The sequence below is a fragment of the Pseudomonas sp. 37 R 15 genome, assembly GCF_900004865.1.
In the GTDB taxonomy this organism is placed as follows: domain Bacteria; phylum Pseudomonadota; class Gammaproteobacteria; order Pseudomonadales; family Pseudomonadaceae; genus Aquipseudomonas; species Aquipseudomonas fluorescens_AM.
Map to the genome: position 1 here is coordinate 183,471 of NZ_CVTV01000049.1, position 25,178 is coordinate 208,648.

17 protein-coding genes are annotated in these 25,178 nt (G+C 59.3%); 7 read left to right on the forward strand and 10 right to left on the reverse strand.

Features of this window, described 5'->3' with window-relative positions:
• Nucleotides 1–4: 4 nt before the first annotated feature.
• The 10 genes from BFQ04_RS16270 to yaaA form a co-directional block, all read right to left on the reverse strand.
• Nucleotides 5–1,537 carry an MBOAT family O-acyltransferase gene (locus tag BFQ04_RS16270; protein WP_065951685.1) on the reverse strand — a complete coding sequence of 511 codons (1,533 nt, stop codon included), beginning with the start codon at nt 1,535–1,537 and terminating at the stop codon, nt 5–7.
• 220 nt (nt 1,538–1,757) lie between these two features.
• On the reverse strand, nt 1,758–2,867 hold the full coding sequence (locus BFQ04_RS16275) for a mannuronate-specific alginate lyase (RefSeq protein WP_065951686.1): 1,110 nt from the start codon (nt 2,865–2,867) through the stop codon (nt 1,758–1,760).
• A gap of 8 nt (nt 2,868–2,875) precedes the next feature.
• Nucleotides 2,876–4,324, reverse strand: a complete 1,449-nt coding sequence (locus tag BFQ04_RS16280; RefSeq protein ID WP_065951986.1) for an alginate O-acetyltransferase — start codon at nt 4,322–4,324, stop codon at nt 2,876–2,878.
• Between the two features lie 11 nt (nt 4,325–4,335).
• A complete protein-coding gene (gene algG, locus BFQ04_RS16285) occupies nt 4,336–5,904 on the reverse strand; it encodes a mannuronan 5-epimerase AlgG (RefSeq protein ID WP_065951687.1) in 1,569 nt (522 codons plus the stop codon).
• Nucleotides 5,904–7,391, reverse strand: a complete 1,488-nt coding sequence (locus BFQ04_RS16290) for an alginate export family protein (RefSeq protein WP_065951688.1) — start codon at nt 7,389–7,391, stop codon at nt 5,904–5,906. Before BFQ04_RS16290 ends, algG begins: the two co-directional genes overlap by 1 nt.
• Nucleotides 7,388–8,839: an alginate biosynthesis TPR repeat lipoprotein AlgK gene (gene algK, locus BFQ04_RS16295; protein ID WP_175413289.1), complete on the reverse strand. Its 1,452-nt coding sequence runs from the start codon at nt 8,837–8,839 to the stop codon at nt 7,388–7,390. The genes BFQ04_RS16290 and algK overlap by 4 nt, the downstream gene beginning before the upstream one ends.
• A gap of 8 nt (nt 8,840–8,847) precedes the next feature.
• Complete coding sequence (locus BFQ04_RS16300) at nt 8,848–10,014, reverse strand: alginate biosynthesis protein Alg44 (protein WP_065951689.1); 1,167 nt, start codon at nt 10,012–10,014, stop codon at nt 8,848–8,850.
• A 36-nt stretch (nt 10,015–10,050) separates the two neighbouring features.
• Nucleotides 10,051–11,520, reverse strand: a complete 1,470-nt coding sequence (gene alg8 / locus BFQ04_RS16305; protein WP_065951690.1) for a mannuronan synthase — start codon at nt 11,518–11,520, stop codon at nt 10,051–10,053.
• A 103-nt stretch (nt 11,521–11,623) separates the two neighbouring features.
• A complete protein-coding gene (locus tag BFQ04_RS16310; protein ID WP_065951691.1) occupies nt 11,624–12,940 on the reverse strand; it encodes a nucleotide sugar dehydrogenase in 1,317 nt (438 codons plus the stop codon).
• An 887-nt stretch (nt 12,941–13,827) separates the two neighbouring features.
• Nucleotides 13,828–14,607: a peroxide stress protein YaaA gene (yaaA, locus tag BFQ04_RS16315; protein WP_065951692.1), complete on the reverse strand. Its 780-nt coding sequence runs from the start codon at nt 14,605–14,607 to the stop codon at nt 13,828–13,830.
• Between the two features lie 121 nt (nt 14,608–14,728).
• Here yaaA and BFQ04_RS16320 point away from each other — a divergent pair, with 121 nt between their 5' ends.
• The 7 genes from BFQ04_RS16320 (at nt 14,729) to BFQ04_RS16350 (ending at nt 25,131) form a co-directional block, all read left to right on the forward strand.
• Entirely contained in the window at nt 14,729–15,853 is a 1,125-nt protein-coding gene (locus BFQ04_RS16320; protein WP_065951693.1) for a polysaccharide deacetylase family protein, read from the forward strand.
• Between the two features lie 340 nt (nt 15,854–16,193).
• Nucleotides 16,194–17,588 (forward strand): PhoH family protein, encoded by a 1,395-nt coding sequence (locus tag BFQ04_RS16325; RefSeq protein ID WP_065885865.1) that lies wholly within the window; start codon nt 16,194–16,196, stop codon nt 17,586–17,588.
• 310 nt (nt 17,589–17,898) lie between these two features.
• On the forward strand, nt 17,899–21,627 hold the full coding sequence (locus BFQ04_RS16330) for an autotransporter domain-containing protein (RefSeq protein WP_065951694.1): 3,729 nt from the start codon (nt 17,899–17,901) through the stop codon (nt 21,625–21,627).
• 115 nt (nt 21,628–21,742) lie between these two features.
• The gene (moaC, locus tag BFQ04_RS16335) at nt 21,743–22,216 is read left to right on the forward strand and encodes a cyclic pyranopterin monophosphate synthase MoaC (protein ID WP_065951695.1); all 474 of its coding nucleotides are present in this window, start codon (nt 21,743–21,745) and stop codon (nt 22,214–22,216) included.
• Nucleotides 22,213–22,455, forward strand: coding sequence for a molybdopterin converting factor subunit 1 (gene moaD / locus BFQ04_RS16340; RefSeq protein ID WP_038448994.1), 243 nt, complete (start codon nt 22,213–22,215; stop codon nt 22,453–22,455). Before moaC ends, moaD begins: the two co-directional genes overlap by 4 nt.
• Nucleotides 22,456–22,457: 2 nt before the next feature.
• Nucleotides 22,458–22,907, forward strand: a complete 450-nt coding sequence (gene moaE / locus BFQ04_RS16345) for a molybdopterin synthase catalytic subunit MoaE (RefSeq protein WP_065951696.1) — start codon at nt 22,458–22,460, stop codon at nt 22,905–22,907.
• Nucleotides 22,908–23,148: 241 nt separating this feature from the next.
• Nucleotides 23,149–25,131, forward strand: coding sequence for a hypothetical protein (locus BFQ04_RS16350; protein ID WP_139111937.1), 1,983 nt, complete (start codon nt 23,149–23,151; stop codon nt 25,129–25,131).
• Nucleotides 25,132–25,178 lie beyond the last annotated feature (47 nt).

A 25,178-nucleotide genomic window follows, 5' to 3' on the forward strand; every position in this document is an offset into this window, starting at 1 on the left:
TCCCTCAGAATTGGAAGTAAAGGAACGGCGAGAAACTCTGCGCCGACAGTTTCAGGATCGACGCCACGAACAGCAGCAGCACGGCCGCGCGCATGGCGTAGCGTGGCCAGTCAGCGGTCCAGTAGGCCGGTTGCACGGCGGCGTCACGGCCCACGCTGAAACCGGGCTCGTGGATGCTGCCGGGGTTGTCGCCTGGTACGGCCTTGATCAGGCTCGGATCACTCGGCTTGGATTTCTCGGCAGGGCGGTTGCGATAGAAATCGCGCAGGCCGAAGAACGCCAGCGTTGCGTAGGCCACCACCAGGGTCGCCACTTGCAGGCCGGTGAGGCTGGCGCGGTTGAGTTCCGACAGCGACCACTCGCCAAAGCTGAACATCGCACCGTACATACGCCCGGCGACGTGCAGGTTCTCGGCGCGGAAGATCACCCAACCCATCACCACCAGCAGGAAGGTGAAGGCCCAGCGCAGCACGTTGAAGCTGCGCGGCGCGGTGTTCAGGCCGATGGCTTTTTCAATCGCCAGCCACATGCCGTGCCAGGCGCCCCACACGATGTAGGTGATGTTCGCACCGTGCCACAGGCCACCGAGCAGCATGGTCAGGAACAGGTTGCGGTAGGTGGTCAGCGTGCCTTTGCGGTTGCCGCCCAGGGTGATGTACAGGTAGTCACGCAGCCAGGTCGACAGGCTGATGTGCCAGCGCCGCCAGAACTCGGTGATCGACTGGCTGATGTACGGCTGCTTGAAGTTTTCCATGAAGCGGAAACCCATCATCAAGCCCAGGCCGATGGCCATGTCGCTGTAGCCGGAGAAGTCGAAGTACAGTTGCGCGGTGTAGGCCAGCGCGCCGAGCCAGGCGTCACCCGTGGTGGGGTTTTGCAGGGCGAAGCAGTGGTCCGCCACTACGGCCAGGGTATCGGCGATGAAGACTTTCTTGATGAAACCCTGCATGAACCGCGTGCAGCCCTCGGAGAATTTGTCCAGGGTGTGGGTGCGGTTGTTGAACTGGTCGGCCAGGTCGCGAAAGCGCAATACGGGGCCGGCGATCAGGTGCGGGAAGATCGCCACGAACGCCGCAAAGTCGATGAGGTTGCGGGTCGCCGGGGTATCACCCCGATACACGTCGATGATGTAGCTGATGGACTCGAAGATGTAGAACGAGATCCCGATCGGCAACAGTACGTGGGTGAGGATAAACGGCTCCAGGCCCGCCGACTTCATCATCAGGTTGATGCTGTCGACGCCGAAGTTGGCGTACTTGAAGTAGCCCAGGATGCACAGGTCGACGGCCACGCCGAGCAGCAGCCAGCGCTGCGCCGGCTGGGTGCGCACGCCGGCGGCACCGACCTTGAGGCCGATCCAGTAGTTCCACAGCGTCACGGCCGCGAACAGCGCCAGGAAGTCCACTCGCCACCAGGCGTAGAACACGTAGCTGGCAATCAGCAGCAGCAGATTGCGATAGCGTTGCCCGCTCAAATAGTACAAGCCGAGAAAGATCGGCAAGAACAGAAACAGGAACACGTTGGACGAGAAAACCATCCCGATCTCTCCATGTTTAAACCAACAGTCAAGGGCCGGAGCCCCCCCAAACCCCCCACGAGATTCGGGGAGGGCGGTACAACAATTCCATCTGGCAAAACGCGGTTTAAATGTGGGAGGGGGCTTGCCCCCGATAGCGGTGTGTCATTCAACACAGATGGCGACTGTTACTCCGCCATCGGGGGCAAGCCCCCTCCCACATTTTTTTTACCGCGTTTGGTCAGGAACCTTTTTTGCCTTTTTCATGCGTCGGGTCGTAGACCTTGGTCAGGTCGCCGCCCAGGCGGAAGGTCTTGAACGGTTGCATGCCATGCTTGCGCTCGATCACATCCGGGGCACAGGTGTAGAGGGTGCAGAAAGGTTCGAGCCAGGCGAATTTCATGTCCTGCTTCAAGTCCTTCATGTCCTGCTCCTTGCCATTCTTCTGTTCGAAGAGGTCCGGGTCCTTGACCCCGGCCAGCACCTTGTCGCCCAGGCGCTTGAGCGCGCTGTTGTTTTCCTGGCGCAGGTCCACGCCGTTGACCAGCGCGAAACTGGCGATCATCGACAGCGGCGGCAGGGCGTAGTTGTGGTACGACAGGGCGCGTTGCTGGCGCTTCAATTCGTTCGGCAGGAAGCCCTGGTCGTCGACCTGGTTCACGCCGACCTTGTATTCCTTGACGGCCCAATCAAACAGGTCGCGGCGGTTGGTGGCGATGGAGGTCGCCATCACCGACCAGGCGGCCCAGTAGGAGTGGTTGTTGGTTTTTTCCAGCGGCAGGTTGTCCCAGTCGCTCACGACCTGATCGGCCAGTTTGTTGAACCAGGCTTCGATCAGTTGCGATTCCTGCTGGTGATTGGCCAGCGGGTGCGACTCGGAGAACTTCAGGCGCACATAAGCCGAGGCCATGCTGCCCAGTGCCCATTTGCGCATGGACTTGCCGGTGTGGTTGAAGTCCTTGGACATCAAGGCATCGGCCTTGGCCCACGACACCAGCCAGTTCAGCGTGCATTCGAGCTGCTGTGGGCGGCCGTCGCGCATGAACTGCATCACGCGTTTGCTGGTGTCTTTTTCCAGCTTGGTGATGTCGGCGGTGCTGTCGCGAAAGGCTTGTTCCGACTGCACATTCAGTGTCGAGCGAGCCTTGTCCGAGCCTTCGTACTTGCTGCGAAATTGCAGAGGCCCGGTGTAGGGCGTCGGCATGGTGTCGCAGTTTTCCTTGAAGTCGCCGGTCTTGAACGCTTCGATCGGTGCGAAATAGCCTTGAGGCGGACGCAGTGGTGCGGCCGCATTCACGGAGCCGGCAAACATGGCCAGGCCCAGCAGGGTAGGGAGCAATAGCTTTTGCATAAGTAACCTCACTTCCCGAGTTGGGCGGTCTGCTGACCACCGCTTGGGAATACGTTGCGTGTGCAAATTTTCGCTTCGACTTTCTGCGCGGCAGCACCCTTTTCCGGGCCCTGCACTTCCACGGCCAGCAAGTTCTGCGAGGCCCAGTCTTCATCGGTGCGCAGTTCAAAGGCGAAACGCCCGTCTGTATCGGATGTCTCGGGTTTCTCGATCTTGATGTCCTCGTGGCGCCCGTTCATGTACCAGAGGGTGGCTTGCAAGGTTTTCACCGACGGATCGGCGAAGCGGATATCGACCTGATGGTTGGCGTTGCGCAGGTCTTTGTTCGCACTGTTGACCATCAGCTCGTTTTTGCCCGGTTTGAGCGTGGTGCTGGCCGACATCTGCGCGGTCTTGCCTTCGCAGCCGTTGTCGAGCAGCGCCATCATCTGGCGGTAGATGGTTTCCTGGTCGAGACGGTACAGCGGCGAGAATTCCCAGATCAGGATCTTTGGCGGGGTCTTCTGGAATTCGTCACTGCCCAGGTACTGGATCATCGAGCCTTCCAGGCCGCCGCCGGGGAAGGCGACGTTGAGAATGTCGGCACCGATCTCTTCTTCAAGGAAACCGGCGAAGTTGTAGTTCTTGCCGCTGTGGCTGGTGCCCACCAGGGTGATCTGCGGGTTGCCCGAATCGCTGAACAGGTCACCGTCACCGGCTTCGCCCTTGGGCTCGGTGGTGAACTGGTCCATGTACTGGATCGCGTAGCTGGTGCCGCACAGTTGCCCGGCCATGTTGTGCAGGGTGCCGGTCTTGCCCATGCGACCCGAGCGCTTGGTCTCGAATTCGCGCTTGGGAATTTCGGCGTATTCCGGCATCTGCTTGACCTTGGCGGCGACGATTTTTGCGGTGCGCTGGGCGCCGTACGGGGTCCAGTGCTGGTCGCCACGGAAGTAGAAATCGTGGGCCGGCAATTCATCGGGCAGTTGCTCGTTGGTCAGCGGCGACAGGTCCGGCACCACATAGCCCATCTTGGCGAAGCGGCCAAGCATGGTCTTGTAGTTGCCCAGGGCTTTGTCGAAATCGAACGAAGCCTTCTCTGCGGGATTGAGCTTGTTGCGGTTCACCAGGCCACGGGTTGGCTGGTAGACCACCACCAGTTCCACGCCCTTGGCCTTGAACGCATCGTGCAACTGCTGCATGCGCTTGTAGCCTGCCGGCGTGGTGTCGAATTCGGTGCGCAGGTCTTCCTGGGTACGGAACAGCCAGTCGCCCTGGGCTTGCACCAGGGTGGTGAAGTTCTGCTGGTAGCGCGTGGTGTAGTTTTTCGCGTCATGGGCGGCGGGGCACAGGCTGCAGCACGGTTCGGCAGTGAAGGTCGGCGCCTTCACCTCGTCGGCGCGCACGCCCTGGCTGGCCGCGAGCAGGCCGAGGGTCAGACCCGAGAGGCTCAGCAGTTTGATCATGTGTGGGTGCATAAGGGTCATCCTCAGTCCTGCAGTTCGGTCTGGCGTTCGACGGGGTCGATCAGCACGGCTTTCTGCTGGCGCACCAGCAGGTCGAGAATCTCTTCCTGGCGCTCGCCCAGAATGCCGGAGAAGCTGATGCCGCTGGATTTGGTCGGCGCCAGCATCGACACGCGGTACAGCTCGATACTCAACGGCGAATCGATGGACAGCGGCCCGCTGCCGTTACCCGCCAGTTCGCCGCCGACCACAATCAGCGAGACCTTGGCGTCGAACGGGTCGAGGGCGATGTCACGGTCGGTGTCGGTCAAGTCCTTGATGTGGCCGTACACGCCGGTCAGGCCGTTGGCCATGGCGGTGTTTTCGTAGAGCTTGATGTTCACGCTGTTACGCACGCGGATACCGTGGCGACGGTTGCTGATCACCTTGTTGCCCCACAGCAGGTTGTCACCGCTCTCATAGAGGGTGATGCCGTCGGTGTGGTTGCGGTAGATCTCGTTGTCGACGATCAGGTTGTTCACGCTGTTACGGTCGATCACCAGGCCCGACAGCTTGTTGTCGTAGCTGCGGTTGTTGAAGATGAAGCTGTCGTTCACTTCCCGGGAAATGATGATGCCGTGCTTCTTCTTGGTGCCGTACACGGTGTTGTCGGCGATGATCAGGCCATGGGAACGGTCGTGGGGGTCAATGCCGTAGACGATGTTGTCTTTGTAGGTATTGCCCTTGATCACAAAGCCCGTGGTCTCGTAGCAGTAGAAGCCGTACCACATGTCCGAGAACTCGGAATCGATGATCCAGCCGGTCGGCTCGGGCCGCTTGAGCACCTTGGCCATGTTCGGCGTGTACTGGGAAATACTCACCCCGTAGGACTTACTGTTGGCATAGCCGAAGCTGGCCATTTTGGTCTTGGAGATATAGGTCTCGGTGCCGCCCCAGGCCAGCAGGAACGGGCGGAATTCCTTGGGCGACTTGAACAGCGCCGGGCCGTTGGTTTTTTCATCCCAGCCGGTGACCTTGGTGTCACGCACGAACAGTTGGCCGTCGTTGATCAAAAACGAACCGGCTTGCTGGGACAGGCGCAATTCCTGGGTCTGCTTGTCGATATCGAGGATGCCTTTACGGCCGACCACGATCGGCAGTTTGGCCAGGAACACACCGGGTGATGTCTCGCTGAAGTACTGCTTGGGCACCTTGCCCAGCAGGTCCTTGAGGTTCATGTAGCCGTCGTCGACAAAGATCGCCTGGGGAATGCCGTGCTGGCGCACCACCCATTCGGCCATCTTGTTATCGCCGCCGATAAAGTCCTTGAGCGCGTCTTCCTGCATCATGCGGCGGATGCTGATTTTGCCCGGCTTGCTTGTGACGATTTTCTTTTCCATGGCCGCGGCGGTGTAGCCCGACAGGTCGGGCAGCGCCGGCTTGGCCATTTCCAGCGGCGCGGTGGGCGGGCTGGAAATGGTGTAGGTCTTGGCCTGTTGCAGTTCCTTGGCGATGGTCGGCGCCTTGGCCGCCGTGTCGGCAAACGCTGGGGCACTGGCCACCAGCATTGCCGCGACGAGTAGGCTTTGAGCATTCATTGCGCAGGCTCCCATCAGAATTTCCAGACCACGTCGACAAAGGCGCGGTGCATGTAGGAGTCGACCTGGCTGCCATAGGCGTCACCCGGCTTGAACACGCCGGCGCGCAAACGCACCAGGGCCGATGGCTCGTCGATCGACTGGCTCAGCGCGGCGGGCAGCAGGCCTTTCTTGAAGTACTTGGTGACGACCAGGTCCATCTCCTGGCCGAGGTCCTTCTTGCCGTCTTCAAGGGGCAGCGAGGTGCTGGAGAGGATCGCGCCGGTGACGTCGTCGGTGTTGTTCTGCACCGCGTCGATGCCGTTGCTGCCCACCGGCTTGTTGCCGTCGACGCGCCAGAACTTGTGGTACACCAGGCTGGCGTCGTAGTCCTCGCGCAACTGCCAGGAACCGAACAGGCTCATGGACTGCATGTTGTTCATCTCACCGCGAAACGCTTCACCGAAGCGGTGCACGCGGGACTGGGTGCCGGTCCAGTTCGAGCGGTTGCTTTGCAGGCCGTTCTGCTCGTACTCGGCGCTCGCGCGGGAGTAGGCCGCGCCCACTTGCCACTGCGGGTCCAGGCGCAGGCGCACGCCGATATCGGTGGCCCAGCCGCTGACGTCATCATTGCGCTTGGCGTTGGTCGGGCGGGTTCCATCGGCGTTCAAGGCGTTGACCATGTCGCGGTCGCCCTTCATGCCGGTGATGCTGGCCCAGTAGTTGACCGTGTTGGTGTTGCGCCAGTTGTAGGCGTCGCTGTTGGCTTCGATGCCGAGCCAGGTCAGGTCGCCGTTTTCGCGCTTGTCCAACGGGTCGCTGGCCACGCCCGGTTCGGCGTAGTCGAGCTTGCCGTCGTCATGGGTATGGTGACCGCGCAGGCCGATCCACTGGCCCGGCGTCCACTGGTAGGCGGCGTCGGCGTAGAAGTGCTGGCGGTCCTTGTCGACCGGCGACAGTTCCTTGAGGTCGGTGCGGTATTCGCTGAAGCGTTCGGCGGCGCCGACGTTGGCCTTGAGCAGGGTGGTGTCGAAGGTCCAGTTCAGTGCTTCGATGTTGGTGTCGCGCCATTGGCCGTCGTCATTGCGCAGACGCTGGCGACCGAACTTGAGGATCTCGCCGGGGTAGGGCGTGAAGCCGCTGTAGCCGACCCAGAACTCGCGCAGGGCCAGGTAGTTTTTCTTGGCCTTGCGGTCGTCGTTGCTCGATTGTTCGGTCGTGTCATCGGCCGACGGTTGCAGGGTGTCGGTCTCGATGATGTCGCTGGATACCACCGCCTGGCCCATGGCGTAGGCGCTCCACGCGCCGCTTTCGCCGTAGATCCACGGGCGCAGATCGAGGCCGATACCGTTGACGTCGCCGCCTTTCTGGGTGCCCAGGTCGCGGTCATCTTCGGACTGCGCGGTGGCTTTGACTTCCAGGCCGAAGTTCTTGGCTTCGGTCAGCGCGGCCAGGGTCGGGCACGACCACAGCAGGGCGAAGGACAGGCCGATGCCGGCCTTGACGAATGGGTTGAGCTTCATAGGGATTCCTCGCCGTCTTCTTCTTGCAGGGCGTGCAGTTGCAGCGTGCTCTGGGCCAGGGTGCCGCGGGCGGCCAGCTCCTGTTGCACCAGGCGTTGGCCGTCGGCGCGTTGCTCAGGCGTCAGCGGGGCTTCGAGCTGGGTGGCCAGCTCAACGGCTTCCGGTGTGTCCTGGGCCTTGGCCAGTTGGCTGAAGACATAGGCGTTGAGCGGGTCTGGCTTGGTGCCCTTGCCTTGGGAAAACAGTTGGGCGATGGCAAAGTCGGCGCTGTTCTGGCCGTTGCGCGCTGCGGTCAGCAGGTGGTCCAGGGCTTTTTGCGGATAGACCTTGCCCAGGTAGCCACGGCGGTAGATCTGGCCGAGGTAGTAATCGGCGGCCACTTCACGCCCCACCGCTTTCTCGAAATGCGCCTCGGCAGCCTTGGCGTCGGCCGGCACCCACTTGCCTTCGTAGTAGAGCTTGCCCAGCAATAGCTCGGCGCGCGGCTGGTCGGCGGCGCGGCCGTTTTCGAGGTACTTCATCATCTGCTCGACATCGCCCAGCTCGGGAAAGTCGTAGAGCAGTTGCGCCAGGCTGACCCAGGACGCCGGGTAACCCGGGGCGATTTTTTCAAGCAAAGCCTGGGCGGTTTTCTCGTCCGGCGTGCCCAGGGTGGCATCGCCGAGTACGCGGGCGACGCTGTCGACGCGCTGGGCGGTAACGGTGCCACGGCTGTAGCCTGCTTCCATCTGCTTGAGCAGCTCGGCCTGTTGTTCCGGCTGGGCTTTTTTCTGATAGACCGTAGCCAGTTCGACGTAGCAGATATCCGTGGTGTTCAGCGCCGCTTTGCAGATGCGCTCCACATCATCCAGATGCTGGTCGTAGGTGTTCTGGGTGCGATACAGCAGCACCTGGGCCAGGCCGGCTTCCGGGTAACCGGCGGCCTGCCATTGGCTGATCTGCTGCTGGGCGTTCACCTCTGGGAAGCTGTGCGGGTATTGCAGGTACAGCATTGCCAACGGGATCAGGGTATTGCCTTCGCCATTGGCAAAGGCTTTTTTCAGCAGGCTTTGGGCTTCATGGTGTTCGGCTTCGGTGGCGCCGGGCTTGGCCACCAGCAGGCGACCCAGGCGCGCCTGAGCGCGGGGCGAAGTGTCTGCCGCTGCGCGGTAGGTGGCTTCGGCCTGTTTGATTTGCGCCGGATCGCGGGTGCCGACCTGGATATCGGCCAGGCCCACCTGGGCCTCGCTGTAGCCCAGGTCTGCCAGTTGCTGGTAATTCTGCTGGGCGGTGACGGTGTCGCCGCGCTTGAGCGCTTCGTTGGCCAGACGCTGGTCGGGCAAGCCGGCACAACCGGCCAGGCTCACCGCAACCGCCAGCAACGCCACCGAACCCCTGTGGGAGAGGTTTTTGTGGCAAGCCCGCTCCCACAGGGATTGTGTTGTTCTTGAAATAGGGTTCACAGGCATGTCCTCGCTTACAGACCGTGAGCCATGGCTTTATCGATCAGCCAGTTCAGCGAAGGGCCGCGGTCGCTGATGACTTCCACCGGGCGTCCGGCGTAGGTGCTGTCCAGCGGGGCGTCCGGCTTGATCTGCACGCGGATGTCCGAAGACAGGTCGGCGCTGTTGAGGCTGGTGCTGCTGACGATGGTGCCGGTGCGCACCTGTTCTTCGTCGGCGACCTGGAAGCTCACCGGCGTACCTGGGCGCACGTCGCCGAACTGGCGATAGGTGAAGCGGGCTTCCACATTGGCCTGGCTGCCGCGTGGCACCAGTTGGAAGATCACATCGCCCTTGCTGGCGTATTGGCCGTCAGCGACCAGTTGCTGGGCGACCACGCAATCGCACGGCGAGGTCAGGGTGCCGGTCATTTGCTTGCCGAACAGCTCTTCGACCTTGGCCGGTTGCAACTGGTCTTCGTCCAGGTGGCCCTTGAGCACATCGAGCATGCTGGTGCTGAAGGTCGCCAGTGGCGCGCCTTTGGCCGCTACCGCGTCACCCTTGAGCAGGCTTTGCACGGTGCCGTCGCGCGGCATGGTCACGTTCATCCCCGGCACGCTCACCAGGCCCGCCTGGGCGTGGCTGACGAAGTACATGCCGTACACCGACTTGAAGACAAAACCGAACGCGGCGAGGCCGACGATGAAAATGCCTGCGCTGAACACCACGGCGCGCAGGCGGCCGAATGCGGTCATGCCGCTGCCGCCGTCCTTGACCTTGCGCGCCTTGGTGAAGTTGTCGCGTTGCAGGGTGGCCAACACGTCGCCCATGGTCACGATGTCGCCGGACAAGTGCGAAGTGATCAAGTGGCGCAGGGTGGAAATATCCTGGGCATCGAGGTTCTGGAACTGGCAACCGGTGCGGCCGGTCTGGCGGTCGTAGGAGCGGATCTGCAGCTCTACGTCCATCGCCAGGCCAAGGTTGTCGATCACAAATTGCAGGCGACCCTTGTGCACTTCGCCGACGGTGAGCGGCTGGGTCGCGGTGAACGCCAGGCCGCCGGCGGACAGGTCGATCACCCGTGCTTCGGTCTGCGTGCGGTCGGTGTTGAAAAAGCGCAGCTTGGCCGGGATTTTGACCCGGGCGTGCTGGCGCTGGGCTTCGGATTCGTGGACTACGTTGGCGTTTACTTGGCTGTTCATCAGGGCATTCCTTGAGTTAATTCAGGCTTGGCAGGGTCAGACCATCATCAGCAACACGGCAACGAAGATGCTGCCGGCGGAGAAGGTCATGGTCCGAGACGACCAGGTGTTGAACCAACGTTGAAAGCTGGCCAAATCGCGGGTCAGTTTGGTGTCCTGGCGGGTCCAGGACTGTTGATCAAGGCGGAAGAACACGTAGATCTTCACCAGCGCGCCCATGATCTGGTTGTAATAGAGAATCAGCGGATAGGCCGGGCCGATCTTGTGGCCGGAGCACGACAGCAGCAGCGTGAGGATCAGACGGGTAATGCCGATCCACAGCAGGTACGCGAGGATGAACGCGCCGCCGTATTTGAAGGTGGCGATGATTGCCACGGTCAGGCCGAGCAGGGAGGTCCACATCGATACGCGCTGGTCGAACAGCACCACGCTGGTGAACAGACCGAGGCGGCGCATACCCAGGCCCAGGGCGCGGGAGTTCTGGCGCAGGTTGTTGCCGTACCAGCGGAACATCAGTTTGCGGCTGGCCTTGATAAAGCTCTTTTCCGGCGGGTGTTCCACGGTGTTGATCGCGGCATCCGGCACGTAGAAGGTGTCGTAGCCCAGGCGCATCAGGCTGAACCAGCTGGACTTGTCGTCGCCGGTCAGAAACTTGAAGCGGCCCAGGCGCCAGTGTTGCAGCGAGTCGCTTTCCACGTCGGCGATAAAGCCCGGGTCGGTCACCACGCTGGCGCGGAACACCGACATGCGCCCGGTCATGGTCAGCACGCGCTTGGACAGGGCCATGGAGCACATGTTGATGTGGCGCTGGGCGAAACGCAGCTTGTGCCATTCGCTCATGATGTAGCCGCCGCGCACTTCGCAGAATTCGTTGGTGGTCAGGCCACCGACATTGCCGAACAGCTGGAACCACGGCACGGTCTTGCGCACCACGCCTTCGGCCAGCACGGTGTCGCCATCGATCACGGCCACCACGGCGCGGTCATCCGGCAGGTGGCGCGAGATGGCACGGAAACCGAAGGCCAGGCCGTCGCGCTTGCCGGTACCGGCGATGCGCACGAAGTCGAGCTTGACGTGAGCCGGCGGGTTCATTTTTTCCCAGAGGCTCTTGACCAGCAGCTCATCGGACATTTCCACCAGCGAGCAGACCACGGTGGTGGGGAAGCCGCATTCAATGGCTTCACGAATCACCGAGCTGTAGACCTGCGCGGTGGTCAGCGCATCGATCCTGAAGCTTGTGACCATCAGGAACACATGGGATGGGTCGGCGGCCTTGCCCAGCTTGCGCACTTTGCGGCGCAGGTGCGGGTAGACCACGTAGAGGAACAGCATGCCGCGAAAGAAATGCGTTGCACCCATCGAGTAGCGCCAGATACCGACGGCGCCAATCAGGAAAATAAAATTCTTCGATTGCGAATCGAAGGTGCTGGCTGGCAGAGCCAGCGCTAGAAGCGCTAAAAGCCCCAGAAATAGTAGCCAGCCAGTCGCTTGGTTTAACCGTTGCATATTCGCGTCCGTCACAGAGAAGTCGGGCGGCAAGCTACAAGCTACAAGCCGAAAACCAGCGCTTCTAACGTGCAGCTTGCCGCTTGAAACTAGCCGCTGCTCCTTACCAGCAAATACCTTCAGTACGGCCGCTGACGCTGGTTGCCTTGGACATGAAGCCCACCAGGTCGACCACTTGCTTGCCGTGCGGCGCGTTGTGCGCCAGGGCACGGAATTTCTCGTCGCGGTTACCCAGGATGATGACGTCGGAGTTGTTGATCACTTCGTCGAAGTCCGAGTTGAGCAGGGACGACACGTGCGGGATCTTGCCTTCGATGTAGTCCTTGTTCGCACCGTGCACGCGGGCGTACTCGACGTTGCTGTCGTAGATGCTCAGGTCGTAACCCTTGCCGATCAGCATTTCCGCCAGTTCCACCAACGGGCTTTCGCGCAGGTCATCGGTACCGGCCTTGAAGCTCAGGCCCAGCAGGGCGACTTTGCGTTTGTCGTGGCTGGAGACGATGTCGAAGGCGTTCTGCACCTGGGACTCGTTGCTGCGCATCAGCGAGTTGAGCAGCGGCGCTTCCACGTCCAGGGAGCCTGCGCGGTAGGTCAGGGCGCGCACGTCTTTGGGCAGGCACGAGCCGCCGAAGGCGAAACCCGGGCGCATGTAGTACTGGGACAGGTTGAGCGTCTTGTCCTGGCAGACCACTTCCATCACTTCACGACCATCGACGCCGACGGCCTTGGCGATGTTGCCGATCTCGTTGGCGAAGGTGACTTTGGTGGCGTGCCATACGTTGCAGGTGTACTTGATCATCTCGGCAACGGCGATGTCCTTGCGGATAATCGGCGCGTCGAGTTCTTCGTACAGCGACTGCAGGACATCGCCGGAGGCGGTGTCTAACTCGCCGATAACGGTCATCGGTGGCAGGTCGTAGTCGGCGATGGCGGTGGATTCGCGCAGGAATTCCGGGTTGACCGCAACGCCGAAGTCGACGCCGGCTTTCTTGCCGGAGCAGTCTTCGAGGATCGGGATCACCACGTTGGCGACGGTGCCCGGCAGTACGGTGCTGCGCACCACGATGGTGTGGCGGGTGGTCTTGTCACGCAGGACAAAACCGATCTCGCGGCATACCGATTCGATGTAGTTGAGTTCCAGGTCGCCGTTCTTCTTGCTCGGCGTGCCCACGCAAATCATCGACAGGTCGGTATCGCGGATGGCTTCGGCGAAGTTGGTGGTGCCACGCAGTCGGCCGGTCTGGATACCCTGGCTCAACAGCTCGCCCAGACCCGGTTCAACGATCGGCGATTTACCCGCATTGATCAGGTCGATCTTTTCCTTGGAGATGTCTACGCCGACCACTTCATGGCCACGGGCAGACAGGCAACCGGCACATACTGCGCCAACGTAACCCAAACCGAATATGCTGATGCGCATCGCAATTACCTCTGTATTTAAATCATGCCATTAGATGGCCGGAGTTCATGTTTGCAAGCGTCACTGATGCCGCGAAAGTTAGGCGAATAGACGCCGACTTACCGCGTACAGGCATGTTGAATAACGAGTGACTAACTATTGCACTCAAGTTGTGCGCAATCAGGCCTTATTATTGGGGCTTGCCCTGAAATGCAGCCGGGCTTCCTTGGAGGAAGGCTCCGACGCCGGTGCTGCAAGGTCTTGATGCAGGCAAAATGCCTTTTTTATCAATGCCTTGGGTCATTGCACGGGCTCATTTAGGTCAGCGCTGCCTTGGCCTGTAGGGGATAGCAATGCGTACTTATCGCCACCCTTAACTCGATCAGTTGATGTTGTGACCATAGAGTCAAAGTGTTTTATGACAACTCGACTACTTCCATTGGTCGTTAGGTAAGTCATCTCTTACAGGAGCAGAGAATTTCGTTACCGGTGGTATGAGCGGTGCTTCAGGACGAAGTTCCTGGCCGCTCATCCTGTTTCCGGAAATTTCTTGAAATATTAGCGAAGATGGCACTGGTATTATATTGATAGCACTTGCTATTTAGACCCGTAGTTATGGGGAGTTGGTACGCGGGGATAGTTTTGTGCCACTACTGAATAAAAAAACTGGTGCCACTACGAAAAAAAACGATGAATGTCGAGTGAATAAATCGTTAGGGTTGTGTCTGGATTTTTTATGGCGCCAAATAAATGACGATTCTATGATTTGAAATACAAAACAAATGTGGGAGGGGGCTTGCCCCCGATAGCGGTGGATCAGTCAATACTTCACTGACTGACACTCCGTCATCGGGGGCAAGCCCCCTCCCACATTTGGAACTCATTGCCTGAATGAGTCGGGCAAGGCCTTATTCCGGTGCGTGATCGCGCAAAAACACCAGGTTGTCCGGCGTGGACTGCTCCGCATTGAAGCGATAGCCCTGCACATCGAACTGCTTGAGCTTCGCCGGATCGTCGATGCGTTCTTCAATCACAAAGCGGCTCATCATGCCCCGGGCTTTTTTCGCATAGAAGCTGATGATCTTGTACTGGCCGTTCTTCAGGTCCTTGAACTCGGTGTTGATGATCCGCGCCTTCAGGGCGGTGCGCTTGACTGCCGAGAAGTACTCGTTGGAAGCCAGATTGAGCAGCACATCGTCGCCTTGTGCAGCCAATGCTTCGTTCAACCACTCGCTGATGCGCGTGCCCCAGAACGCGTAAAGGTCCTTGCCACGGGTGTTGGCCAGCTTGGTGCCCATCTCCAGGCGGTACGGCATCATCAAATCCAGCGGGCGCAACAGGCCGTAGAGTCCCGAGAGCATGCGCAAGTGGTCCTGGGCGTAGCTGAAATCGGCATCGTTGAAAGTCTCGGCATTCAAGCCGGTATACACGTCGCCCTTGAACGCCAGCAACGCCTGCTTGGCGTTGGCCGGGGTGAAGGCCGGCGTCCAACTGCCGAAGCGGGCGGCATTGAGGCCGCCGATTTTGTCGGATACGTGCATCAGCTCGCTGATCTGCGCCGGGCTCAGTTCGCGCAGTTGCTCGATCAGTTCCTGGGAATGGTCCAGGTATTGCGGCTGGGTGAAGCGCGCAGTCACCGGCTTTGACTCGAAGTCGAGGGTTTTGGCGGGGGAAATCACCATCAGCATTTGAGTTGGCTCCTGTAATCGTGGGCGAGATTCTAGGGGTTGGGGCGTTTTGACTCCACCTATGATGGCGATAGATGCGATCCGCTATGATGGGCGGTAACTCTGGAGAGGGAGACCCCGTGTGCGATTAGCGCTTTTATTGTCGGCTTGCCTGCTGTGCCTGAATGTCCAGGCCGCGCCGGTTGACGTCGCCAGCCTCGACCGCGCCACCTGGCCGGAAAAACTCGCCAGCCCGGCGCTGTTCGACGTGGCCTCGCGGGCGGAAATCCTGATGTTTGCCCATGGTTTGATCACCAGCGAAGCCCTGGACGAAACCGCGCTCAAGCAGCGCCTGGGATTGAAGATCATCAACCTGGCCGCCATCGACGACCTGCGCCGTCAACTCTGGCAACGGCTGTTGGAGAACTACACGTTCGCCCAGCAAAGCTGCGCAGAAGACGCTTCGTTCTGTTATCTGGTGGAAAACATGGACGACCTGCGCGAGCAGGCCGGCAAGTTCGACGTCAGTGACGACTCGTTCTATATAGGCTGGGCCGCCCCCAGCCGGCACTTCCATGCACGCTATCTCGATGAACTGCTGCGCAAGGCCGCGCTGCTGCCGCAGATCAGCAGCGAAGTGGCGCGCTTTGGCGACCACGAACGCAATGGCGACGAACTCAACGATCGCATGTTCCTGCTGACGTTCGACGGCGGCCCGGCAACGGTCGGCGGTAATACCGACTGGCTCGCCGATTACCTGCGCAAGCAAAAGATCGACGCTACGTTCTTTGCCCTCGGCAGCAGCTTGCAAACCCGCGTGGAGCGCAGTTCCGCAGCGGATGTGCAGGCGCTGTACCAGGGGCAGTGCGTGGGTATCCAGGGGTGGCAGTATCGCTCTCACAGCCATTGGGTCGACTGGCAGGATTCCATCACCCGCAGTGCATCACTGGTGCAAAACCTGCTGCCGGAAAACTATGTGCCGCTGTTCCGGCCGCCTTACGGGCAACGGCGCGCGGACAGCCAGGGATTCTTCCAGGCCCAGGGCCTGCAAGTGGCGTTATGGGACATCGATTCCCAGGACGAGCCGGGCAAGCTCAAGGCCGAAGAGTCGGCGCAACGGGTGCTGACGCTGATGCTGCTGTGGCGCAAAGGGGTGATTGTGTTTCACGACACCCAGGACAAGGCGCGGGTGGCACTGCCAATGGTGTTGCAGTCGACGGCGCAGAGTGGCTTGGGTTGGCAGGACTGTCGTGAAGCATTTCGATGAAATGCCCGGCCCTGTTGGTTGAGGGGGCTTTTTGGGGTGAATTGCCGCGACATTTCGATGCAGGCGGACTTCCGACTTTAACGGGGTGCATGGCACTCGGCTAGTGCTATTCGTCATCCTGAAAAATAAACTTCAAAAAAGCGTCAAAGTGCTTTTTCCTGTCATGGGTTTTGCGGTATTACGAAGTCAGACCGCCGAAACCTGCAGCACAGGTGGCGTCTTCCAAGACTCCTCATGTGGGCACTGCACTTGACGTCACACAAGGTGCAGTCGGTGGTCGAATCGAGGCGCAGCACCGCCCAGGTATTGCGTCGACTGGCTCCCACAAAGGTGACCGAGTATGGATGATCATGGACGCACCCCTTCTTCCGACCAGCCAATCCTTTATGTGCTTGATACCAACGTATTGATTCACGATCCAAACGCACTGCTTAACTTTGAAGAGCACCACGTCGCCATCCCCATGATCGTGCTGGAGGAGCTGGACAAACTCAAAAGCGGCCACCACAGCGTCGCTGCCGAATGCCGCCAGGCCATCCGCCTGATCGACAAGACCCTGGGCGAAGCTTCGCCCGAGGACGTTGAAGTCGGCGTGCCGATCCAGCGTGGCAAGAGCGGGCCCAAGGGCTTGCTGTCGATCCTGATGAACAAACGCAGCGAGCCCAGCAGCCTGCTGCCGGAAAACCTCAACGACAACAAAATCATCAACCAATTGATCGACCTGCACGCGCGCGACAAGGACCTGCGCCTGGTGCTGGTGACCAAAGACATCAATATGCGCCTCAAGGCACGAGCGTGTGGGATCGCTGCCGAGGACTACAGTACCGACCAATTGGTCGACGACGTGTCGATGTTGTCGCGTGGTTATCACATGATGACCGGCTCGTTCTGGGACCGTGTCAGCAAGGTCGAAACCCGCCAGGACCACGGTCGCACCTGGCATCAGGTGCAACTGACCGACAACCTGCCGGCGGTACATATCAATGAATTCATTGTCGACGAGCAGGGCTTTGTAGGCTGGATCAAAGAGATTCAGGTCGACAAGCTGCTGATCCTCGACCTGCATCAGGAGCCTCTGTTGCACCAGGAAGCCTGGGGCCTGAAACCGCGTGACATCTACCAGAGCCTGGCGTTGTATGCGCTGCTTGATCCGGACATTCACCTGGTCAACCTGACCGGCGCCGCAGGCTCGGGGAAAACCATCCTCGCCCTGGCCGCCGCCATCGAACAGACCATGGTGACCAAGCGCTATCGCCGCATCATCGCCACCCGCAGTGTGCAGGGCCTGGACCAGGAAATCGGTTTTCTGCCGGGTACCGAGGCGGAAAAAATGGAGCCGTGGCTGGGGGCAATCACCGACAACCTCGAAGCCTTGCACATGGATGACGAAAACACCCATGGCAGCGTCGACTACATCCTCAGCAAAGTGCCGTTGCAGTTCAAATCCCTCAACTACATCCGAGGCCGCAGCTTCCAGCAGAGCCTGATCCTGATCGACGAATGCCAGAACCTCACCCCGCACCAGATGAAAACCATCATCACCCGTGCCGGCGCCGGTTCCAAAGTGGTGTGCCTGGGCAACCTGGCACAGATCGACACCCCTTACCTGTCCGCGACCAGCTCCGGGCTGACCTACCTGACGGAGCGCTTCAAGGACTTCCCCAACGGTGTGCATATTGCGCTGCAAGGGGTGCCTCGTTCGATCCTGGCTGAATACGCCGAGTCGCACCTCTAACTACTGGTAATCCAACAAGTGGCTAAATGCCACGAAACCCCCCGGATTTTTCACGAAATCCGGGGTTTTTGTTGTGTGCGACATTTGCCTGCGATAACGCGCCTTGGGTGCTTGTGGTATTTGTAATTATTTTGTTACATTTTTCCGCGGTCAACATCATAAGAACACTGCGTGACCCCGTCGGAACACCACCTCCTTGATTCGACGAATATTCAGAACACCTGCCTTAAGGTTTTCTCCGTGACCCTGCCTATTACAAAAGCCCGAAACATCGCTCATTGACGACGCACATATCCAAAGGGAAAGGAAAATGGACGTAGCAGGTAATGGCTTCACTTTGTCACAACGCACGCGCGCCACTCGTTTCAAGCAGATCCCCCTGACACCCATCGCACTCGGCCTGGCCCTATGGCTGGGGCAGGGCTCCATGGCCTGGGCCGATGACAACCCTTACACGTCACACGTATTGGAATCGGCGTTCAGGAAAGCCGTGGCGTCATTCGGGCCCAACACCGACGTTTACAAGAACCTGCGGTTTGCCTACGCGGATATCGTCGACCTGGCGGCCAAGGATTTCGCCGCCCAGTCCGGCAAGTTCGATTCGGCCCTCAAGCAAAACTACGAGCTGCAACCGGAGAACCTCACCATCGGCGCCATGCTCGGCGATACCACACGGCCGTTGGACTACGCCTCGCGCCTGGATTACTACCGCAGCCGGCTGTTCAGCAACAACGGTCGCTACACCACCAATATTCTTGATTTCTCCAAGGCCATCATCGCCAACCTGCCGGCTGCCAAGCCTTACACCTACGTAGAACCGGGCGTGAGCAGCAATCTCAATGGACAACTGAACGCCGGCCAGTCGTGGGCGGGCGCGACCCGTGACTGGAGCGCCAACGCAGAAACCTGGAAGACCCCGGAAGCCCAGGTCAACTCCGGCCTGGACCGCACCAACGCGTACTACGCCTATGCTCTGGGCATCACCGGCAAAGGCGTGAATGTCGGTGTACTGGACTCGGGCATTCTCACCAGACACTTCGAGTTCCAGGGCAAGAATGCCCAGGGCCAGGACCGTGTGCAGGCGGTGACCTCCACCGGCGAGTATTACGCCACCCATCCACGCTACCGTCTTGAAGTGCCCAGCGGCGAGTTCAAGCAGGGTGAACATTTCAGTATCTCCGGGGAATATGACCCGGCGTTCAACGATGGCCACGGTACGGAAATGTCCGGTGTGCTCGGGGCCAGCCGCAACGGCACCGGTATGCACGGAATCGCCTTCGATACGAATATTTTTGTCGCCAACACAGGCGGCAGCGACAACGATCGGTACCAGGGCTCCAACGACCTCGACTACAACGCGTTCATGGCCAGCTATAACGCCCTGGCGGCGAAGAACGTGTCGATCGTCAACCAGAGCTGGGGGCAAAGTTCGCGCGATGATGTGGAGAACCACTTCGGCAATGTCGGCGACAGCGCAGCGCAAAACCTGCGCGATATGACCGCGGCCTATCGCCCGTTCTGGGACAAGGCCCACGCCGGGCACAAAACCTGGATGGACGCCATGGCCGACGCCGCACGGCAAAACACCTTTATCCAGATCATCTCGGCGGGTAACGACAGCCACGGTGCCAACCCGGACACCAACGCCAACCTGCCGTTTTTCAAGCCGGACATCGAAGGCAAATTCCTCGCGATCACCGGCTACGACGAGACCAGCGCCCAGGTCTACAACCGCTGTGGTACTTCGAAGTGGTGGTGCGTGATGGGCGTGTCGGGTATCCCGTCCACCGGGCCTGAGGGTGAAATCATCCCGAACGCCAACGGCACCTCAGCCGCTGCGCCGAGCGTCTCCGGCGCCTTGGCGCTGGTAATCCAGCGCTTTCCGTACATGACCGCCAGCCAGGCGCGGGACGTGTTGCTGACCACCTCCAGCTTGCAGGCGCCGGATGGCCCGGACACACCCGTCGGCGAGCTGACGGGTGGCCGCACCTACGACAACCTGCAGCCGGTGCACGATGCCGCGCCGGGTACGCCGCAAGTGCCCGGCGTGGTCAGTGGCTGGGGCTTGCCCAACCTGCAAAAAGCCATGCAAGGGCCGGGGCAGTTCCTCGGTGCGGTGGCGGTGGCCTTGCCTAGCGGCACCCGTGATATCTGGGCCAACCCGATTTCCGATGAGGCCATTCGCGCTCGCCGCGTGGAAGATACTGCCGAGCAGGCGACCTGGACTGCCACCAAGCAGCAAAAGGGCTGGCTCAATGGCCTGCCCGCCAATGCCTCGGCCGACGACCAGTTTGAATACGAGATCGGCCATGCCCGGGAGCAGGCGACGCTTACCCGTGGCCAGGACTTGCTCACAGGCGCCACCTACGTTGGCAGCCTGGTCAAGTCGGGGGACGGCGAACTGGTGCTGGAAGGCCAGAACAGCTATTCAGGCAGCACCTGGGTGCGCGGTGGCAAGTTGTCGGTGGACGGCGTGTTGACCTCTGCCGTGATGGTGGATGGCAGCGCCGCGGGCACGCGCAATGCGGACAACGGCGTGGTCACCACGTTGGGCGGTACCCTGGCCGGCAACGGCACGGTAGGCGCCTTGACCGTCAACAATGGCGGACGTGTAGCGCCGGGGCATTCGATTGGCACGCTGCACACCGGCGATGTCACCTTCAACCCGGGCTCGGTGTATGCCGTTGAAGTCGGCGCCAATGGGCGCAGCGACCAGATTCAGAGCAGCGGCGTGGCGACCCTTAATGGCGGTGTGGTGAACGTGTCCCTGGAGAACAGCCCCAACCTGCTGTCCGCCAGCGAGGCGCGCAGCTTGCTGGGCCAGCAGTTCAGCATCCTCAGCGCCAGCCAGGGCATCAATGGCCAGTTTGCGGCGTTCGCGCCCAACTACCTGTTTATCGGCACGCAACTCAACTACCAACCGAACCAACTGACGCTGGCGATCGCGCGTAACCAGACCACGTTCGCCAGCGTCGCGCAAACCCGTAACGAGCGGGCGGTGGCGACGGCGGCCGAGACACTGGGCGCCGGCAGCCCGGTTTACGAAAGCCTGTTGGCTTCGGATTCCGCCGCCCAGGCACGGGACGCGTTCAAACAACTGTCGGGGCAATTGCACTCGGATGTGGCGGCGGCGCAAATGGCCGACAGCCGCTACCTGCGTGAAGCGGTCAACGGTCGCCTGCAACAGGCCCAGGCGCTGGATTCCAGCGCGCAGATCCAGGCCGGCGACAACGGCGGCTGGGTGCAACTGCTGGGTGGGCGCAACAACGTCAGCGGTGACAACAACGCCAGTGGTTATTCCTCGTCCACCAGCGGCGTGCTGCTGGGCCTGGATACCGAGGTGAGTGATGGCTGGCGGGTGGGGGCGGCGACCGGTTATACCCAGAGCCACCTCAACGGCCGGTCGGCTTCGGCGGACAGCGACAACTATCACCTGTCGATCTATGGCGGCAAACGTTTCGAAGCCATTGCCCTGCGCCTGGGGGGCGCTACCACCTGGCACCGCCTGGACACTTCGCGACGGGTGGCTTACGCCAATCAGTCGGACTATGCCAAGGCCGACTACAGCGCGCGCACCGACCAAGTGTTCGCCGAGATCGGTTACACCCAGTGGAATCTGTTCGAACCTTTCGCCAACCTCACGTACCTGAACTATCAAAGCGACTCGCTCAAGGAGAAAGGCGGCGCTGCGGCCTTGCACGCCAGCAAGCAAAGCCAGGACGCGACGCTTTCTACGTTGGGCCTGCGTGCACATACGCAATTGCCGATCAGCTCCACCTCGGCGGTGACCTTGCGCGGTGAGTTGGGTTGGGAGCATCAGTTCGGTGATACCGATCGCGAAGCCTCGCTGAAGTTTGCCGGCAGCGACACGGCCTTCGCCGTCAACAGCGTGCCGGTGGCGAGGGACGGGGCGGTGATCAAGGCCAGTGCGGAAATGGCCTTGACCAAAGACACCCTGGTGTCGTTGAACTACAGCGGCTTGCTGTCCAACCGCGGTAACAACAACGGCATCAACGCCGGGTTTACCTTCCGTTTCTAACCCTGGAAGTTGTGGGTAAAGGGGTGCATTGCACCCCTTTATTTATGGGACAAACAGCCCTGCGCAAATTTGACCCACGGGTTTACAATTGCCGCTCCTGATCAGGAGTATCCCTGTGCTGACTCATCTCGATTCCCAAGGTCGCGCCCATATGGTCGACGTCACCGACAAAGCCGTGACGTTCCGTGAGGCGGTGGCCGAAGCGCGGGTGCGCATGTTGCCCGACACCTTGACAATGATTGTCGACGGCGCCCACCCCAAGGGCGACGTGTTTGCCGTGGCCCGCATTGCCGGGATCCAGGCGGCGAAAAAAACCAGTGATCTGATCCCCCTGTGTCACCCGCTGATGCTCACCGGCGTCAAGGTCGAGCTGCGTGCCGACGGTGTGGATGCCGTGCATATCCTGGCGCGCTGCAAACTCTCCGGCCAGACCGGCGTGGAAATGGAGGCCCTGACCGCCGCCAGCGTCGCGGCACTGACGATCTACGACATGTGCAAGGCGGTGGACCGTGGCATGACCATCGAAAACATTCGCCTGCTGGAGAAGCTGGGCGGTAAAAGCGGGCATTTCAAGGCGGATCAGCAATGAGCATCAACGTACTGTTTTTTGCGCGTTACGCCGAAGCGGTGGGCTTTGATTCGTTGGAGATGGAAGGTGAGTTTGCCACCGTTGATGCCGTGCGCCTGGCCCTGGCCGCTGACCCGGAGTTCGCAGTACTCAACGAGGCGAGTCTGATGTGCGCGCGCAACGAAGAGCTGTGCAATCTCGACGAGCCGGTCCAAGCCGGTGACGAAGTCGCGTTTTTCCCGCCCGTGACCGGAGGCTGAGCATGACCATTCGTGTGCAGGTCGAAGCCTTTGATCCCGGTGCTGAAGTCAACGCGATGCACGCGGCCAATGTCGGCGTGGGCGCGGTGGTGAGTTTTGTCGGTTATGTGCGCGACTTCAATGACGGGCGTGATGTGTCTGGAATGTTCCTTGAACACTACCCCGGCATGACCGAAAAGGCCCTGGCCAAGATCGCCGTGGAAGCCGAGCAGCGCTGGCCGCTGCTCAAGCTTGAAGTGCTGCATCGCATTGGCGCGCTGGAGCCGGGGGAGCCGATAGTGTTTGTTGGAGTGGCCAGTGCGCATCGCCAGGCGGCGTTTGAGGCGTGTGCATTTGTGATGGATTACCTGAAGACGCGGGCGCCGTTTTGGAAGAAGGAAAATACACCAGAGGGGCCGCGTTGGGTGGAAGGGCGAGGTAGTGATTATGCGGCGGCTGACCGTTGGGGTTAAGTGTCTGCTATCGGTACCGCTCGCACGCCAATCTATATTAAATGCTTCTGCTGAAATAACCCCCCCCAACCCCCTCATCTTATTTCGAATAGATCTATCTAACTGTCAAATCTGACAGTTAAAACCTCAGGTTCTTTCTGTGTCTAATAGTTCCAGGTCAGGCATTTATCTGGCTGCAAAGGTCCTGGATGGAATTTGCGTGCTCGCTATTTGTTGTAGTTTGGTAACGCTGGAGAACGAAATGATAGCATCGTCAAGAAAGGCACGGCTTTCACATTTTAAAGTCAGATTTGCCGACGGAACTGACTACTCCGGTGCACTGTATGCTAATGGTCATCATCAATGTGAGATTGTTGTTGAGGTGCTGAAAGAAGCCATGGGTAAAGTGGGTTCGTGGCATCATGTGGTCTTGAGTGATGAGGAACGGGCGAGTATAAGAATTGTGCCTGCTCAAAAGCCAGGTTATAGAAGTAACTCAGAGGGTTGGGTATGCGATACGGAGAAAAATGAATTCAGTCTAGGACTGTGGAGTCGGCAGTCTAAAGAAGACAGTGATAATGTGTCGATACCGAATGTACTGGATTCACGCATAGAGGTTTTCAGTCGTTATATGCGAGTTGCGCAAAGCGCATCTCTTGAGCCACGGGAGTTTATGGCCACGATTGTGTTGGAGGGAGAGCTTCTTTTTGAGAGTTTTTCCGAGAAAAGCGCGGGAGCTGACTCGTCGATTGTTATTGCCCCGGTTGCGCCTTGTCAATTACGCATAACCGACTTGGACAGCTATGTGGACTATAATGCCTATAGCGACAACAATGTTTCAGTTGATATGTACGGCTGGCAGGGGAAGGATGGGTTGAGATTTGTCCAGAACTATGGGCTTTTAAAGCCTCTGCCTGTGAGCGGCGAAGGGCAGTACTTCCAAACAGCTTATGGAGTTCAATCAAATTTTAAAGGCGGTATTTTCAAGGGCCTTCCTGATTCGGTACAGCCACTACTGATCACAATGATTCACCACCTTCTTCCTGCAACCCCGCCACCGGATCCCAACGTTCGCTGGCAATTCGTCGTGGATATGATGGCTGCCCGCCTTCGTGCTTTCATGTCTGTCCTTCCTGAATCTACTGAGCCTGCTTTTTGGACGCTGCGAGATAATTTTGGAACGTTGCGTTGTTTCAAACTATATCCAACAGAGGGTGGCAATCGCCTTTCGCTGGAGCCGGTGTCGGAGCCAAGTAAAAGGGTCGCGCATTTTAGAATCAGGCTGCCTAATGGTCAGGACTCGACCAGCGAACTTTATGCTAATAATCGTCATCAGTGTAAAGTTACAATTGAAGTGATAGCCGATGAGGAAGGGGCTGATGGTATATGGAGGCCCGTGCCATTGAAACCTGAGGAGGAAGCTAGCATTACGGTGACGCGATATTCTGCGAACCTGAATGAGCCTCTTCCTCGAGGTTGGAGCTGTGACGCTATTAAAAACATATACGACACCGGTCTGAGGGCGAGATCGCCTTCACTAGCTCAGGAGCAACCGCTTCAGGAGCAGCACCAGGCTATTGCGTTGCCTGCCCATATAGAAACCTTTGATCGCTTTATGCGTTTCGACTCGAGTACGCCTATAGAATATCAACGTTTTATGGCCCGGATAGTTATAAATGGAAAGGTTTATACAACCAATTATAGGTCTGGTGAAGATCAGTTTGATTCCTGGGTGAGTATTACTCCTGTAAGACCCTATGTGCTGAAGGTAGATGATCTTAATCTGACTGTTGATGAACACGCTTACTCGGATCTTGGTACCAAGACTGATATTGATGTTTATTATTGGACACCTCCCGCTGGGTTGAGGTTTTTGGTGAATAGGGGGATTGACAGCCCTATGAATGTCAGCCTGGAAGGTGATTATTTTCATACCTCGTTCAGCAACTTAGCTGGCAAAGATTATCTAAAGGGGGGAGTGGTCGTATCGAAGGATAATCCGGCCTTGCAACTACGCCACAAAGACATTCATCGAGGGTTACCTGAAGTGGTGGCTGGTTATAATCCCTTCGTAAGGTTTGGTTTGGTCAATACAATCATGCGTGCAGTTAGGGTCTCTTCGGCTAACGCTATCGATCAAGGTCATAGGACCTCGCCTTGGCGACTATGGGATAATTTTGGCTGCGAACATGCATTTTTGATAAAAAGAGATACGCATAGGCTTCTCTTGCAAGACCACAATTGAATAGGTGGTATGAATCTTGTTGGCTCAATATAGGGTGGAGGCCGGAG